The organism is Citreicella sp. C3M06 (assembly GCF_018860705.1).
In the GTDB taxonomy this organism is placed as follows: domain Bacteria; phylum Pseudomonadota; class Alphaproteobacteria; order Rhodobacterales; family Rhodobacteraceae; genus Salipiger.
The window spans coordinates 1-14880 of the sequence record NZ_JAHKQA010000002.1 but is presented as its reverse complement, the minus strand read 5'-3'; the positions used below and the strand labels follow the sequence as shown (position 1 = coordinate 14880).

General features: G+C 66.3%; 13 protein-coding genes. 4 read left to right on the top strand and 9 right to left on the bottom strand.

The window, feature by feature from the left end:
- The first annotated feature begins 260 nt into the window (after nucleotides 1-260).
- Nucleotides 261-527, top strand: coding sequence for a hypothetical protein (locus KO516_RS00070; RefSeq protein WP_216001758.1), 267 nt, complete (start codon nucleotides 261-263; stop codon nucleotides 525-527).
- A gap of 119 nt (nucleotides 528-646) precedes the next feature.
- On the opposite strand, the gene KO516_RS00065 is transcribed toward KO516_RS00070, so the two are convergent.
- The 4 genes from KO516_RS00065 to KO516_RS00050 all read right to left on the bottom strand — a co-directional run bounded on the left by KO516_RS00065 (nucleotide 647) and on the right by KO516_RS00050 (nucleotide 6282).
- Complete coding sequence (locus tag KO516_RS00065) at nucleotides 647-3763, bottom strand: transporter substrate-binding domain-containing protein (RefSeq protein ID WP_216001757.1); 3117 nt, start codon at nucleotides 3761-3763, stop codon at nucleotides 647-649.
- A 301-nt stretch (nucleotides 3764-4064) separates the two neighbouring features.
- Nucleotides 4065-4871: a substrate-binding domain-containing protein gene (locus KO516_RS00060; RefSeq protein WP_216001756.1), complete on the bottom strand. Its 807-nt coding sequence runs from the start codon at nucleotides 4869-4871 to the stop codon at nucleotides 4065-4067.
- Entirely contained in the window at nucleotides 4868-5581 is a 714-nt protein-coding gene (locus KO516_RS00055) for an ATP-binding cassette domain-containing protein (RefSeq protein WP_371742004.1), read from the bottom strand. The genes KO516_RS00060 and KO516_RS00055 overlap by 4 nt, the downstream gene beginning before the upstream one ends.
- A complete protein-coding gene (locus KO516_RS00050) occupies nucleotides 5578-6282 on the bottom strand; it encodes an ABC transporter permease (protein ID WP_216001755.1) in 705 nt (234 codons plus the stop codon). Before KO516_RS00050 ends, KO516_RS00055 begins: the two co-directional genes overlap by 4 nt.
- Nucleotides 6283-6506: 224 nt before the next feature.
- On the opposite strand from KO516_RS00050, the gene KO516_RS00045 reads away from it, so the two are divergent.
- On the top strand, nucleotides 6507-8477 hold the full coding sequence (locus tag KO516_RS00045; RefSeq protein ID WP_216001754.1) for a cache domain-containing protein: 1971 nt from the start codon (nucleotides 6507-6509) through the stop codon (nucleotides 8475-8477).
- 9 nt (nucleotides 8478-8486) lie between these two features.
- Complete coding sequence (locus KO516_RS00040) at nucleotides 8487-8714, top strand: sulfurtransferase TusA family protein (protein ID WP_216001753.1); 228 nt, start codon at nucleotides 8487-8489, stop codon at nucleotides 8712-8714.
- Here KO516_RS00040 and KO516_RS00035 read toward each other — a convergent pair.
- Genes KO516_RS00035 through KO516_RS00020 form a run of 4 tightly spaced genes read right to left on the bottom strand, consistent with a single transcriptional unit; the run spans nucleotide 8711 to nucleotide 11944 of the window.
- Complete coding sequence (locus tag KO516_RS00035; RefSeq protein ID WP_216001752.1) at nucleotides 8711-9979, bottom strand: molybdopterin-binding protein; 1269 nt, start codon at nucleotides 9977-9979, stop codon at nucleotides 8711-8713. The genes KO516_RS00040 and KO516_RS00035 overlap by 4 nt on opposite strands.
- Nucleotides 9976-10467, bottom strand: coding sequence for a molybdopterin-guanine dinucleotide biosynthesis protein B (gene mobB, locus KO516_RS00030; RefSeq protein WP_216001751.1), 492 nt, complete (start codon nucleotides 10465-10467; stop codon nucleotides 9976-9978). The genes KO516_RS00035 and mobB overlap by 4 nt, the downstream gene beginning before the upstream one ends.
- Nucleotides 10464-11087, bottom strand: a complete 624-nt coding sequence (mobA, locus tag KO516_RS00025; RefSeq protein ID WP_216001750.1) for a molybdenum cofactor guanylyltransferase MobA — start codon at nucleotides 11085-11087, stop codon at nucleotides 10464-10466. The genes mobB and mobA overlap by 4 nt, the downstream gene beginning before the upstream one ends.
- Nucleotides 11084-11944 carry a formate dehydrogenase accessory sulfurtransferase FdhD gene (locus KO516_RS00020; protein WP_216001871.1) on the bottom strand — a complete coding sequence of 287 codons (861 nt, stop codon included), beginning with the start codon at nucleotides 11942-11944 and terminating at the stop codon, nucleotides 11084-11086. The genes mobA and KO516_RS00020 overlap by 4 nt, the downstream gene beginning before the upstream one ends.
- A gap of 315 nt (nucleotides 11945-12259) precedes the next feature.
- On the opposite strand from KO516_RS00020, the gene KO516_RS00015 reads away from it, so the two are divergent.
- Nucleotides 12260-13372, top strand: coding sequence for a Gfo/Idh/MocA family protein (locus KO516_RS00015; RefSeq protein WP_252737324.1), 1113 nt, complete (start codon nucleotides 12260-12262; stop codon nucleotides 13370-13372).
- Nucleotides 13373-13868: 496 nt separating this feature from the next.
- On the opposite strand, the gene KO516_RS00010 is transcribed toward KO516_RS00015, so the two are convergent.
- A partial coding sequence (locus tag KO516_RS00010) for an NAD(P)-dependent oxidoreductase (RefSeq protein WP_216001749.1) occupies nucleotides 13869-14880 on the bottom strand: 1012 nt, incomplete at its 5' end.

Here is a 14880-nt window from a genome sequence, read left to right as displayed (position 1 = left end):
TCGTCATGCGTTGCTCTGGCAACGACAAGGAGGCATAGATGCCCATTCCCGCAGTCTCTAACGAGCCGCCAGGCACCCCGCCGCCGGATCTTCCGCCTCAGGAGTCGCCGCGCGAAGTGCCCCCAGCGCCGGACCTGCCACCTGCGGTGCCGCCCCAGCCAGAGCCCGACATCCCGCCCGGCACCCCGGACGAAGACCCCACGCCGGACATTCCGCCTGAATTGCCCCCCGGCAGGCTACCCGTCTGAAAGGAGGCGCCAATGCCCGACATAGACACCAGACTGACGCAGATCGAAGGCCGGATGATCGCCCACAGGCGGCTGCTGGCACGGCTTGTGCTGCGGCTTGCGCCGGACCTTCAGGCCGACCTGCTCGGCTGGATCGAAGACCGCGAAATCCTGCATGACGGTCAGGAAGACCCGGGATCGCTGCCCACAGAGTTGTCGGTTCTGCCACTGAGCATCGCCGAAGAGTTTCAGGAAATCCGAAAGCTCGTGGCGACAATGCCTCCTCGGCGAGACGACTGACGCGCAGTGGGACTGATAGCGGCGGGCGGGATTGTTGATCGTGGCTGGAAAAATCCCGGTTGCCGCAGCGTTTGCCCGGATGCCTCCCGGCAGTTTGCGCGCGGCAGTGCGGGGCACGGTCAGTCCTGCGCGCCCGACAAAGCCCGTAGGATGGCGGCAAGCAGGACTTGCTTTGGCACAGGTTTCATCAGCCGTATGTCCTCGGGCCGCAACCCATTGCCATGCACCGTGGATTCCGACGCATAGCCCGACAGAAAGATCATCGGCAGGTCCGGTTGCAGCGGGCGGATCGCCTTGGCGAGGCTGGGGCCCTGCAAATCGCCCGGCATCACGATATCGGTAATCAACAGATCAAAACGCGGCTCTGCATGGAACAGCGCCAAGGCGGCATCGCCCGACGGCGCGGCGCTGACATGAAACCCGGCACCGCTGAGCATGGTCACCAACAACTCGCGAACGCTCTGTTCGTCTTCGGCCAGCAGAATCCTCTTGCCGACGGGCGCGATGCTGGCGCTAAGCGGGCTGTCTTCGGCAACGGGCATTGTCCCGCTGTCGCAGGTCGGGAAATACAGTTTGAACGTCGTGCCGACGCCCAGTTCGGTATAGACATGCACCGTCCCGCCGGATTGCTTCACGAAGCCCAGCACCATCGACAAGCCAAGCCCCGATCCGGCCCCCGGCCCCTTGGTGGTGAAGAACGGTTCGAACAGGCGCTCGAGCGTTCCTTGAGCAATGCCGGTTCCGGTGTCACTGACCGCCAGCATGACGTAACGCCCCACCGCAAGCTCTTGATTGCGGGCATCCGCATGCGCCTCGTCGACGCGCAGATTGGCGGTTTCTATCGTCAGGCTGCCTTGCCCGCCCATCGCATCCCGCGCGTTCAGGATCAGGTTCAGCAGCGCGCTTTCAAGCGAGGTCCGGTCAAGGCTGACCGGCCACAATCCCGCCGGCAGGGAGGTTTCAAGCGACACCGATTCCGGAAGGGCGCGGCTCATCCAGTTGCGCGCCTCCAGCACCACCGCATTCAGGTCCAGCTCTTCGGGGTCCAGCCGCGCCTGAAGCGAAAAGGCCAGCAGACTGTGCGTCAGATCGGCCCCGCGTTTCGTCGCCGCCAGCCCGGCATCGATGAACCGGCGCCTTTGGGGGTCATCTTCATCATCCTGAAGCAGTTCAAGATTGCCCATGATGACCGCAAGAAGATTGTTGAAATCATGCGCGATACCGCCGGTCAGCTGACCGACCGCGCTCAACCGTCCGGCGCGCTCGGCCTCCTTGCGGTGCCGCTCCTGTTCGGAAACGTCATCAAGGATGATGACCGTGCCGATGTCCGGTGACAGCTCTGCGGGCAGCGGCGAGGTTGACAGGCGCACGGATCTTGGCTCGCCGCCATCGCCTGCGCAAAGCTGGAACAGCTGCCCCTCGAGCCGGGCGCCGCCCATGGCCCGGCGAAACGGGGCATCGTCGCCGATAAGCGGCTCGGTGCTGTCCGGCTTGCAGAACACGGCCCCGAATGCCTCGCGGGGGGTGCCTGACGCGCCGGTGAGGCCCAGCAGCTCATGTGCCTGAGGGTTGGCGATCGCGATCTGCCCCTTGCGATCCAGCGCGAGGATGCCGCTGCTCGCCGCATCCATCACCGCCTGCAACCGGCTGCTGAGCCCAAGCGTTGCGCTGCGTTGCCTGTCGGCCTCGGCATGGGCGGTTGTGGCCTTGCGCCGGGCGCGTTCGCTCAGCAGAAAGGCCAGCAGCAACCCGACAAAAAGCGCGAACAACCCGGCCAGCGCGGCATAGGCGACGCGCAGCCTTGCCTGTGTCCAGAACACAGGGGCGCCGAAATACTTCTGTTGCAAGGCGGCGTGTTCCTGAGACACCAGATAAAGCGGTATCTCGTCGTTCAGCTGTTCTCGGATTTCACCAAGGCCCCGCCGCAGCGCGATCGAGCGCTGGTATTCGTGAACATGCGGCTCGACCACGTGGATTTCGCCCGCCAGATCCATCGCGTCCGTTAGCCGCAGGATCGTCGACTTCGGCATCACGATCGCGTCGACCTCTTGGCGCAAGAGCCCGGAAAACATGTCCTGAGGCGAGCCATAGCGAACAAGATCGGGCCATTGCTGTGCGCGGGCCCAGTCGTCCGTGGCGGCATTCCGGACCACGCCCAAGGGCCGCCCTGTCAGATCCGCCGGGCTTTGAAACCTGTGCCGATCCGAAGCGCGCACGACCAATGAGAGCAGGACACCTTCGACCGGGACGGTTACGTCCATAGATTGTCGCAGCTTGTCGGGCTGGGACGTAAAGGCGATCATGTCCTTGCCCTCCCACGCCTTTTCATCGGTCAGTTCCGGCAGCGCCATGGGCACGAATGTGACCGTCAGCCCAATGCGGTCGGCAAGATCCGCCACCAGTTCGACGGCAAAGCCCGACGGCGTGCCATCGGGCGCGATCGCACCGTACCCCGGCGTCAGGGGAAACCCGACGGTCAGCACCTCTGGCGCTGGCTTGTACAGATTCATCCGGTATTTTTCGCGCAGGGTCTTCAGCGCGCCGCTGTCCTCGAGCCGCGCGATGGCAGCGTTGATGGGATCAAGCAGATCTGCGCGAGAGCGATGCAGGACCACCGCTCTTTCCTGTTCGCCGAAGGCCTCGCCCGCCGGCAGGATCAGATGGTCGAGCTTCGAGCGTATGGTCAGGTCGAAAACCGCTTCTTCGGGATAGAGGATGGCATCGAATTCGCCGGACAGCAGCCCGATGACCGCCTGTCCTGTCGAGGTTGGATCAAGCTGGATATTGCGATCCAGAAACGGCCTGAACTCTGGCGGAAAGGCGGGTTCCATCGCCCCGACCGCCAGCCCGCGGGCGGTGCTCATATCAAAACTCGCAAGGTCTTCCTTGCGGACAAACAGGCGGACGCGGGTTCGTGCGACGGGATTGGAAAAGAGGTTGTTTTCCTGAAACACCTCGCGTGCGAGCAGCCCGGCGATCAGATCCGTCTGCCCGGCATTCTGCGCGGCGATCATGTCTTCGGCTTTGTCAAAGCTTTGAACGATCAACGCGTGATCAAGCTGATCGGCAATCAGTTGAGCCAGCTCGATCATGAAGCCGGTTTTTTCGCCGTCCGGCCCATAGCTCCAGAACGGGGGCGCCAGCATCCAGGGCGTTGTCAGCGTTGGGCGCTCGGATTGGGCGGATGCGGGCAGGGGCGGCGATAGGAAAACCAGCGACAGACAAACCAGAAGCATGGCGGGAAGACACCGCGCGTCGCGGCAGAACCGCTGCGTGTTTGCAGAGACATAAATCACGCGGCGGGGTCTCCAGTCGGCGGATCAAACGACTGCAAACATTCCAGTTCATCCGGCGCATTGCAAGGAAAGGTTGTGCTGTATCGTGTCTTTCGGGGGGCGTGATCCCGCTCAAGTCATATCATCGGACAAACCCGAAACCGTCGCTTTGCAAAGCCGCCCTGCGCGGCAGGTTGTGCAAGGCCGGGGCAATGGCCTTGCACTTTGATCACAGCATCCTTGGCGGGTGCAGCCTGCGATGTCAGTTGACGCCCGCGTTGAAGACGAACAATTGCTCGCCATTGATCTGGTAGCCGTCGATCAGCGTCTTGGCGCGGTCCGACACCAGCCATGCCTCGAGCTTGTCGACAAGCTCGGATTGCACATGCGGGTGCTTTTCGGGATTCACCGGCAGATAGGCGTATTGGTTGAACAGGACCGGATCGCCGGAATACAGCAGCGCAAGGTCGGCCTTGTTGCCAAAGTTCAGCCAGCTGGCACGGTCCGACAGGATATAGGCATTCATGCCAGCCGCAGTGTTGAGCGCAGCGCCCATGCCCGCGCCGACCGCGTTGTACCAATCGCCAAAGCCCGCTGCGTCAAGTCCGGCCTCGGTCCACAGCTCCAGCTCTTTCTTGTGGGTGCCGCTATCGTCGCCCCGGCTGACAAAGGCCGCCTCGGCAGAGGCGATGTCCTGCAACGCAGCAACCGCGCTGTCGTCACCCTTGATGCCTGCGGGATCATCGGACGGGCCGATGAAGACGAAATCATTGTACATGATTTCCGTGCGATGGGTGCCGTAGCCCCCGGCAAGATAGGCGTCTTCGGCAGGGCGCGAATGCACCAGAATGGCATCGACGTCGCCCGCCTCGCCCAGTTTGATCGCCTGCCCGGTGCCCACGACCAGCAATTGCACTTCGAGGTCGAGATCCTTGAGGATCTCGGGCAGCAGCACCTCGGCAAGGCCCGAGTTGTTGAACGAGGTGGTCACCGCCATCTTCATCACGTCGGCGGCCTGTGCGGTGGTGGCGGCGGCGATCAGGGCCGCGCCCAGCAATATGCGTTTCATTCCACGATATCTCCTTGCAGAAAAGCCCGTGCCTGCGGCGTTTCGGGCCGGGTGAAAAATGTCGTCGCCGGGCCGCTGTCGTGCAGGCGGCCGCGCAAAAGGAACAGCACGTCATCGGCCAGCCTGCGCGCCTGCCCCATGTCATGGGTCGACAGCACCAGCCGTGTGCCGGACGCACGGGCGGCGGTCAGGATGGATTCGATCTCGCGCATTGCCCGCCCGTCGAGCGAGGCGCAGGGTTCGTCAAGGAACAGCACCTGCGGCTCGGTGATCAGGGCGCGGGCAAGGGCCAGCTTCTGCTGCTCTCCGCCCGAGAGCAGCGGCGCGTAACGGTTCAGCATCTCGCCAAGGCCAACCCGGCGGGCGGCGGTCTCGGCGCGGGCCAGCGCCTCGCGGCGGGGTACCTTACGGATGCGCAGCGGATAGGCGATGTTCTCGATCACACTGCGGCGCAGCATGACGGGGCGCTGAAACACGAAGGCCTGCGCATGGCGCGCCTCGTCCAGTGGGCAGGCCCATGTGATGCTGCCCGAGGACAGCCGCGCGGTGCCGTGCAGCAGGCTGAGCAGGCTGGTCTTGCCCGCGCCATTGGGGCCGATGAGCACGGTGATGCCCGGCCCGTCAAGGCGCAGATCGACCGGCCCGACCAGCACCCGCCCGCCGCGCCGCGACATGGCGCCCTGCGCCACAAGGGGAAGAAGCGCGCTCACCAGCGGTCTCCGCGTTCGGTACGGCCCAGCCAGTGGATCGACAGGTTCACCGCCACCGCCAGTGCGATCAGCACGAACCCCAGCGCCAGCGCCAAACCGAAATCGCCCTTGCCGGTTTCCAGCGCGATGGCTGTGGTCAGCACCCGCGTGGCATGGTCGATGTTGCCGCCGACGATCATGATCGCGCCGACCTCGCCGATGGCGCGGCCAAAGCCCGCCAGCGCGGCGGTGAGCAGGGCGCGGCGGGAATCCCACAGCAAGGTGCGGATCTTCTGCGTTTCGCTGACGTTCATCGAGATCAGCAGGTCGTGATATTCCGCCCAGAGCTCGCGGATCGACTGATGTGCCACCGAGGCGATCAGCGGCACGATGATCACCGTCTGCGCCACGATCATCGCGGTGGGGGTGAACAGCAGCCCCAGTACCCCCAATGGCCCCGAGCGCGACAGGATCACATAGACCACAAGGCCCACCACCACCGGTGGCAAGCCCATCAGCGCATTCAGCAGCGCGATGATCCCCCGCCGCCAGCGAAACCGGCGCACCGCCAGCAGCGCGGCAAGTGGCAGTGCGATGGTGCAGGCGACCAGAAGCGCGCTCAGCGTCACCCGCAGCGAGCGCAGCGAGATTTCGACAAGTTCGGGATCAAGCGTCAGCATCAGCCAGACCGCCTGTGTCATACCGTTCCAGATATCGACCATGGGCCGATCCCTCCCCTCATGCCCCTCGGGGGCATGTCTTTCGATCCGCGCGCACCATGTCAAAGCACGCCTGCCGCCGCCAGCCCTCGTGCCGGGAATTTGCGCGCCCGGGTCAGCCTGACCCTCTGCGCCCAGTGCGGGCGCCGCGACCGAGACAATCTGTCCGGCTGGACCCGGCGGAGCGGCGTTGATAGCCTGCCAGTTCACGGCACGGGGGGCGGCAGATGGGCAGAACGGCGCGGGTGCTGCACTCGGTGCGGCTGCGGCTTCTGATACTGGCACTGGTGCCACTGATTATCCTGATGCCGCTGCTGCTGACCATCGGCATGGCCCGCTGGACCGCCGACTACGACGCGCTGTTGATTTCCAATGTCGAAAGCGATCTGCGCATTGCCCAGCAGTACCTTGAACGCATGACCGGCGACGCGGGCCGCGATGTCGCCTCCGAAGCGCGCTCGGCCGGGCTGCTGGATATGCTGAGCGACGCCGAGGCGCTGCGGCGCGACTACCTTCCATATGCGCAGGCGCGCCTTGGGCTGGATTTCCTGCGCTACGTGCCGGTGGCGCAGGCTGATGCACAGTGGCCGGTGATCGCTCAGGCCCTGCAGGGGCGCGCCGATGCCGGGATCGACATAATGGACGCCGCCCAGCTGGACGCGCTTGGCCCCGGCCTTGCCGCCCGCGCCCGTATCCAGCCGATCGGCGACGGGGCGCCCGAGACGCGCGGCATGGTGCTGCATGCCGCCGCGCCGGTGCGGATCGACGGGGCGCTGGCCGGGGTGCTGGTGGGGGGCGTTCTGCTCAACCGCAACCTTGCGTTCATCGACAGGCTGAACGCGCTGGTGTTTCTCAACCCGATGGTGGGCGGAGACCGGCAGGGCACGGTGACGGTGTTCCTTGACGATCTGCGGATCTCGACCAATGTCAGCCTGTTCGAAGGCCAGCGGGCCATCGGCACGCGGGTCTCGCAGGCGGTGCGCGCGCAGGTGCTCGGGCAGGGCGAGACATGGCTCGATCGGGCTTTCGTGGTCAATGACTGGTATATCTCGGGCTATGTGCCGCTGCGCGACAGTTTCGGGCAGCGGGTCGGGATGCTGTATGTCGGCTTTCTGGAGGCGCCGTTCGATGCGGCCAAACGGGCGGCGTTCCTGTGGATGCTGGGGGCGTTTGCGGCGGTGCTGCTGCTGTCAGCCCCGGTGTTCCTGCTGCTGGCGCGCGGCGTCTTTGCCCCGCTCGAGGCGATGACGCAGGTGATGGATCGCGTGCGGCGCGGCGATCTGGCCGCGCGCATCCGCCCCAGCGCCAAGCGCGACGAGGTGGCGCAAGTCGGCGCGCATCTGAACGAATTGCTCGAACAGGTGCAGGACCGCGACCGCCGCCTGCGCGCCTGGGCCGACGAGCTGAACGCCCGCGTCGATCAGCGCACCGCCGAATTGCGCGACACCAACGATAAGCTGGAGCAAGCCTTTCATCAGCTGGTGATGCGCGAAAAGCTGGCCGCCATCGGCGAGATCACCGCCGGGGTCGCGCATGAGATCGGCAACCCGGTGGCGGTGATTCAAGGCAATGTCGACGTGATCCGCGAGGTGCTGGGGCCAGAGGCCGAGACCGTCCGCACCGAGCTTGATCTGGTCGATGCGCAGGTCCACCGCATCGACGGCATCGTCGGGCGGTTGCTGAAATTCGCCCGCCCCGGCGATTACGGCACCGATGCCCATAGCGTCGCGCCGGGGCCGGTGCTGCGCGATTGCCTGGTGCTGGTGGACCACGTCATCACCCGCACCGACATCACGCTGACCACCGACATCGCCGAGGTGCCTCCGGTGCGCATAGATCCCGGCGAGCTTCAGCAGGTGGTGGTGAACCTGATCGTCAACGCGGTGCAGGCGATGGGTGAGCAGGGGCAGCTGCATCTGGCCCTTGCGCCAGAGCCTCGCGACGGGCGCGCTGGCGTCGCCCTCAGGGTGCGCGACAGCGGGCCGGGCGTGCCCGAAGACAAGCTTTCGGCGGTGTTCGCCCCGTTTTTCACCACCAAGCAGGTCGAGGGCACCGGCCTTGGCCTGTCGATCTCGCAAAGCCTCGTGCAGCGGGCGGGCGGGCTGATCAGCGTGCGCAATGTCGGCGGGGCCGAGTTTACCGTCTGGCTGCCCGCCGCCGATCCCGATGCGATGGACAGCCCCGAAATGGCGGGGTAATCAGGGCGCATGGATGTGACACAGGATCTCGATGCGGTGGGGCTGCTCTGCCCGCTGCCGGTGCTCAAGGCGCGCAAGCGGCTCTCGCAGATGGCGACGGGCGAGGTGCTGCGCATCCGCGCCGACGATCCGGCGGCCGTGATCGACATCCCGCATTTCTGCGTCGAATCCGGCCATGAGCTGGTCAGTTCGCAAGACGACGGCGCGGTGCAGGTCTATCTGCTGCGCTGCCGCTAGATCCCGAACCCGGTATAGGGCAGGAACCGCACCGCGCTGCCGGGGGCCACGTCGATGGCCTCGTCGGGCAGTTCGACCAGCCCGTCGGCCCAGCTTAGCCCGCTGATCCGTCCCGAACCTTCCGAGGCAAACACCTGCGCCGCGCCATCCACCAGCCGGGCGCGCAGATATTCGCGCCGCCCCGGTTTCTTGCGTTTGGAAAACGCGGCGGGAACGGTAAAGCCCTGCGGCTCTTGCCAGCCTGCGCCCGCCATCAATGACAGCGCCGGGCGGGCAAAGATCAGCGCGCAGACCAGCGCCGCCACCGGGTTGCCCGGCAGGCCGAATACCGCCGCGCCGTCCCATGTTGCCAGCGCCAGAGGCCGACCGGGTTTGAGCGCGATGCGCCAGCTCGACAGGGTGCCGCGCGCCTTGAGCAGGGCCGAGACGTGGTCTTCATCCCCCGCCGATGCGCCGCCCGAGGTCAGGATCACGTCGCAATCGCGCGCGCCCGCGTCCAGCCGCGCGGCGATGGCGGCGCGATCATCCCTCACATGGCCAAGGTCCACCGGCGCGCAATCCCAAGCCTCGGCCAGCGCCAGCAGCATCGGGCGGTTGGCATCCCAGATCTGGTGCGGCAGGGCGGGGGCCCCGGCAGAAGCGATGATTTCGTCGCCGGTCGACAGCACGCCGACGCGCAGCTTGCGCTGGACCTGCACCTCGCCCAGCCCCAGCGCCGAAAGCAAGGCCAAATCGGGCGCGCGCAGCCGCTGTCCGGCGGGCAGGGCCAGCGCGCCTTGCACGACATCTTCGCCCGCCTTGCGGGTGTTGGCGCGCGGCTTGATCGGCCCGTCAAAGGCGACAAGGCCCTCGCCGAGGGCGCAGTCCTCTTCGAGCACCACGGTATCGACGCCCTCGGGCAGCATCGCGCCGGTCAGGATGCGCACCGCGTGGCCGGGCGGCACCGCCCCCTGAAACGGTTGCCCGGCGGCGGCGCGCCCGGACACCAGCGGCAGGCGTTGTATGCCGGCCCCGGTGGCGGCGTGGGCAAAGCCGTAGCCATCCACCGCCGCATTGGCGCGCGGCGGGTTCGACCGTTGCGCCAGCGCATCGCTGGCAAGGATGCGCCCGCGCGCCGCATGGCTGGGCACGGTTTCAACCCCGGCCACCGGGCGCAGGGCAGCGCGCAGGCGGCGCAGCGCCTCGTCCACCGGCACCCAAGCCACGCCCTGCGGCATGGCAAAGCAATCGTCGCGCAGGCGGGGCGGGATCAGCGGGGCGCTCATTCTGGCAGCCCCGTATCGGCGGCGATGAAATCGGCGATGGCCTTGGTATCGTTGAGATCAAAGCGGGGCAGGGGGTATTGCAGCGGCGCATCGCAGGCCAGCGCCCGCACATTTGGGCTGCCGGTGGGCGGCTTGCCGGTGGCGGCCCGGTGCGCTTCGATCTTGGGGTGGGGCGCGGTCTTGTAGCCCTCGACCAGCACCAGATCGACCGGCGCCATCTGGGCCAGCAGGGTGTCAAGCGGCGGCTCGGCCTCGCCGCGCAGCTCGCTCATCAGCGCCCAGCGGTTGGGCGAGGCCAGCATGACCTGCCGCGCCCCAGCGGCACGGTGGCGAAAGCTGTCGGTGCCTTGCTGGTCGACATCGGTGTTGTGATGGGCGTGTTTGACGGTCGAAACGCTTAGCCCGCGCGCGGTGAACTCTGCTACCAGCCGTTCCATCAGCCCGGTCTTGCCGGAGTTCTTCCAGCCGGTGATGCCGTAGACGATCATGCCAGCGCCTCGGCGCGGGCCAGATCCTCGGGGGTGTTGACGTTAAAGAACGGATCGAATGGGCCTACGGGGAACAGCGCCTCGCCCGCGCCGTGCCGGTCTGTCCACAGCACGACCTTGCGCAGCCCGCCCTGCAACGCCGCGCGCAGATCCTCCCGCAGCGCGACCGGCCACAGGCCAAAGGTCGGGTGCCGGTTGGCCCGCCCGCCAGATTTCAGCGCGTCGCCGTCGCGCGGGGTTGCGGCAAGCGCCAGCGGGTAAGCCTGTCCCTCGGCGGCGAGCAACAGCCGCGGCACCAGATCGCAGGGGAAAAACGGCGTGTCGCCCGCCACGGTCACGATGCTGTCAGCGCCCTGCTCGGCCGCCCAGTCCAGCCCGGCCAGCACCCCGGCCAGCGGCCCGACAAAGCCGCCGATGCTGTCGGGCAGCACCGGCAGCGCCGTCCCGAACCGCGCCGCATCGCCATTGGCATTGAGCGCCAGCCCCGCCACCTGAGGCTCGATCCGATCAATCACGCGCGACAGCAGGGTCTGCCCGCCGATGCGCAGCAAGGTCTTGTCGCCGCCGCCCATCCGGGTCGCCAGCCCGCCCGCCAGAATGACCCCCAGAGGTTGTTTCATGATGTGCCCTTTGCGCGCTTGCCACCGTCGTCGGGGATGCTGGCAGGGTCGGCGTCGCGGATCAGCCGGTCTTCGCCCGCAAGGCAGACAAAGCGTTGCCCGCGCATCCGGCCAATCACCGTAAGGCCGACCTGCCGCGCGATTTCCACCCCCCATGCGGTGAACCCCGAGCGCGAGGCCAGCACCGGAATGCCCATCAGGGCGGTCTTGATCACCATCTCGGAGGTCAACCGCCCGGTGGTGTAGAGGATCTTGTCCTCGGCTGGAATACCATGGCGGAACATGAACCCCGAGATCTTGTCGACGGCGTTGTGCCGTCCGACATCTTCCATGTAAACCAAAGGCTTGTCCTGCTGGCACAGCACCGTGCCATGGATCGCGCCCGCCTCGAGATACAGCGAGGGCGTGGTGTTGATCTGCCGCGCCAGCGCGTAAAGCCAGCTGCTGCGCACCGGGGTTTGCGGCAGGGTAAGCCCGTCCAGCCCCTCCATCATGTCGCCGAACACCGTGCCGACCGCGCAGCCCGAGGTGCGGGTCTTTTTCTGCATCTTGTCTTCGTAGCTGGTCTGGCGCTGCGTGCGCACCACCACGGTGTCGATTTCCTCGTCGTAGTCGATGCCGGTCAGCACGTCATCGTCCCGCAGCATCCCCTGATTGCGCAGGAACCCCAGCGCCAGATAGTCGGGGTAATCGCCGATGGTCATCGCGGTGACCACCTCTTGCCGGTTGAGATAGATGGTCAGCGGGCGCTCTTCGACCACGGAGATCTCGATCTGCGCGCCGGTCTGGTCGCGGCCGGTGACGCGGCGCGTCAGGCCGGGGCGCGACAGGTCGGGCAGCAGGGGAAGGGGGGGGATCGTCACGCTGGCCTCCGGACTGATGTTGGCGCGCTCTACCTAGTACGGCGGCAGCGGGGGTGGCAACCCGCCTCGGGCGCGGGGCGGTGTACTGGCGCAGAAGCAAGCACCGTCAACGTGAGCGGCCTTGAAAACGCCGTTCAACCCGTGCCAGACCTTGTGACATCGGGGGCAGCGCCGATCGGGGGGTTGGGAGGCTCAATTGCAGACATCGAAACGGCCTTGCGCGCGCGCATCCTCCGCGCCTGTGAAGATATCGTGCGCACGGATTGAGCAAAGCGGCACCCCGCAAGGCGCCGGCAGCAGGAGACGAAGATGACACCCATCAGGCTCGGAATGGTCGGCGGCGGCCTTGGCGCGATGATCGGCGAGGTGCACCGCATCGCGGCGCGGCTCGACAACCGTTTTGCGCTGGTGGCGGGGGCGCTGTCGACCACCCGCAATGCGGAAAGCGCCGCCGCCTGCGGCATCGCGCCCGATCGCGTCTACGACGATTACACGGTCATGGCGCAGGCCGAAGCCGCCCGCCCCGATGGCATCGAGGCCGTCAGCATCTGCACCCCCAACCATCTGCACTTCCCGGTGGCGCAGGCGTTCCTTGCGGCGGGCATCCCGGTGATCTGCGACAAGCCGATGACCGCCACGCTGCCGGATGCGCGCAGCCTTGCGGGGCTGGTCGAAAGCTCGGGCCTGCCCTTCGTGCTGACCCATAACTATTCCGCCTATCCCCAGCTGCGGCTGGCGCGCGAGATGGTGGCACGGGGCGATCTGGGCCCGCTGCGGCTGGTGCAGGTGGAATATGCGCAGGATTGGCTGACCGAAGCGTCAGATAGCAAGCAGGCGGCATGGCGCGGCGATCCGGCACGGGCCGGGGCAGGCGGCGCCATCGGCGACATCGGCACCCACGCCTATCAAATCGCGCGCTTCGTCAGCGGCATGGCGCCCGAAGCGCTGGCGGCCGATCTGACCAGCTTCGTGCCGGGGCGCCGGGTCGATGACAATGCCCATGTGATGCTGCGCTATGCGTCGGGCGCGCGCGGTACGCTGTGGTGCAGTCAGGTCGCGCCGGGCACCGAAAACGGCTTGACACTAAGGCTTTACGGCGCGCGCGCCGGGCTGGAATGGACCCATGCCCATCCCGAAACCCTGCGCTTTACCCCCCTTGGCACGCCGACACAGATCCTGCGGCGGGGGGCGCAGACCATGGCCGGCAGCCGTGTGCCAGCCGGCCACCCCGAGGGCTTTCTCGAAGGCTTTGCCAATCTCTATGCCGAGGCGGCTGATCTTATCCGCGCCCACCAGTCCGGCACCGCCGTGCAATCCCTGCTGCCCGGGATCAAGGATGGCGTCGAGGGGCTGGAATTCATCGACGCCTGCATCCGCTCGGCCGGCGCGGGCAGTGGCTGGGTCAAGGTGCATCAAGGCTGACCCGCTCCTGTGGCGGGATCGCCGACATGAGCCAGCCGAGCAGCGGCCCGTGCAGAGAACTAGGCCTCCGCGGGGGCGATCACCCACCCCAAGGCTTGCATCGCCCCTGCAAGAGCTGGCCGACCGCAAAAACTCTGCCACCCTTGCCAGCCTGATCCGCGAGGCTGCGCGACGCAGGCAAGCCGCACAAGGTCAGCGTCACAGCGGTCGCACGCAAGCTCGCCCTTATAGCCAATGCTCTGCGCAAAAGGCGCCGAGAATGGGAGCCCAGACCGCCCTGAAAGATACAGTTGCTAGCATGAACGTCGTGGAAGGGTTGGCAGCCCTCACCGAAGGGGCGCTGAGGGTCGGTCCTGATCGAGAACCGCGTGCCCCAGCGCCGCAAGACAGCTATCAGCCCTAGTCACCAAATGCCGTCCCGCAGCATTTCGCATGTGAAGTCAATTTAACCTGTTGCGAACGGCCCGTTGGAGAGGTTCCAGAGCGACTTTAGCCGTCAGTCGTTGGTATCTTCGTTGTGGCCATTCAGCAGGTCATAGAGCAGGCCTAGTGCCGCGCTGTCGTGTTTGGCGAACCCGGCGTTGCAGGTCGCGACCATCAACTGATGCGCGAGGTCCGTGGCGGGCTGCGTGATGTTGTAATGCGCCCCCACGGAATTGGCGATGCCAAGGTCCTTGCGCATGAGCTCGGCGCGAAACCCGCCGTCAAGCGTGCCTTCGAGGTAGCGCAGGGCATTGGCTTCGAGAACGCGGCTGTTGGCGGTGCCGGTAGACAGCACCTCGCGCATCACCTTGGGATCGACCCCGGCGGCCCGCGCCATGGAGACAGCCTCGCACGCGCCCATCATGTTTACCGCGACCATCAGCTGGTTGCAGGCCTTGACGGCCTGCCCAGCCCCGAGCGGGCCAACGTGGTGAATGTTCTTGCCCATGGCCTGAAACACCGGCTGCGCCTCGGCCACGTCGTCTTCCGATCCGCCGCACATGATAGTCAGGGTGCCGTCTGCCGCCCCCTTCGCGCCACCGCTGACAGGGGCGTCGATGAACCGAGCACCGATCGCGGCAAGCTGCTGGGCCATTTCCTGCGCCTCGAATGGAGCGATCGTCGAGCAATCAATCAGCAAACCATTGTCCCATACTCGCGCGGCCAGACCGGTTTCGCCCGCGAGGACTCCGCGCAGGGCCGCGGCATCCGGTACGCAGGAGACGATGACCTGACAGTGCGCGGCAAGCTCCGCCGGTGTCGCGCAGATCTGAGCGCCCAAAGCCCGGAACGTCTCTGCCTTTTCGGACGAGGACGTGGTGACTGCTAGCTTCAGGCCGGATTTGGCGATGTTGCGTGCCATTCCGCCGCCCATCACACCCAGTCCAATGAACCCTATCATGATACTCAAATCCTTATTCTTTCGAGTTGTGCCTTCCTGGACCGCGTTTTCCCTGCCGGCAGATTGTAAGACTGTCAATCCCGGAGCAAAAACCGGCCAAAGGGTGGAGTGCGCCCCTCGGGCT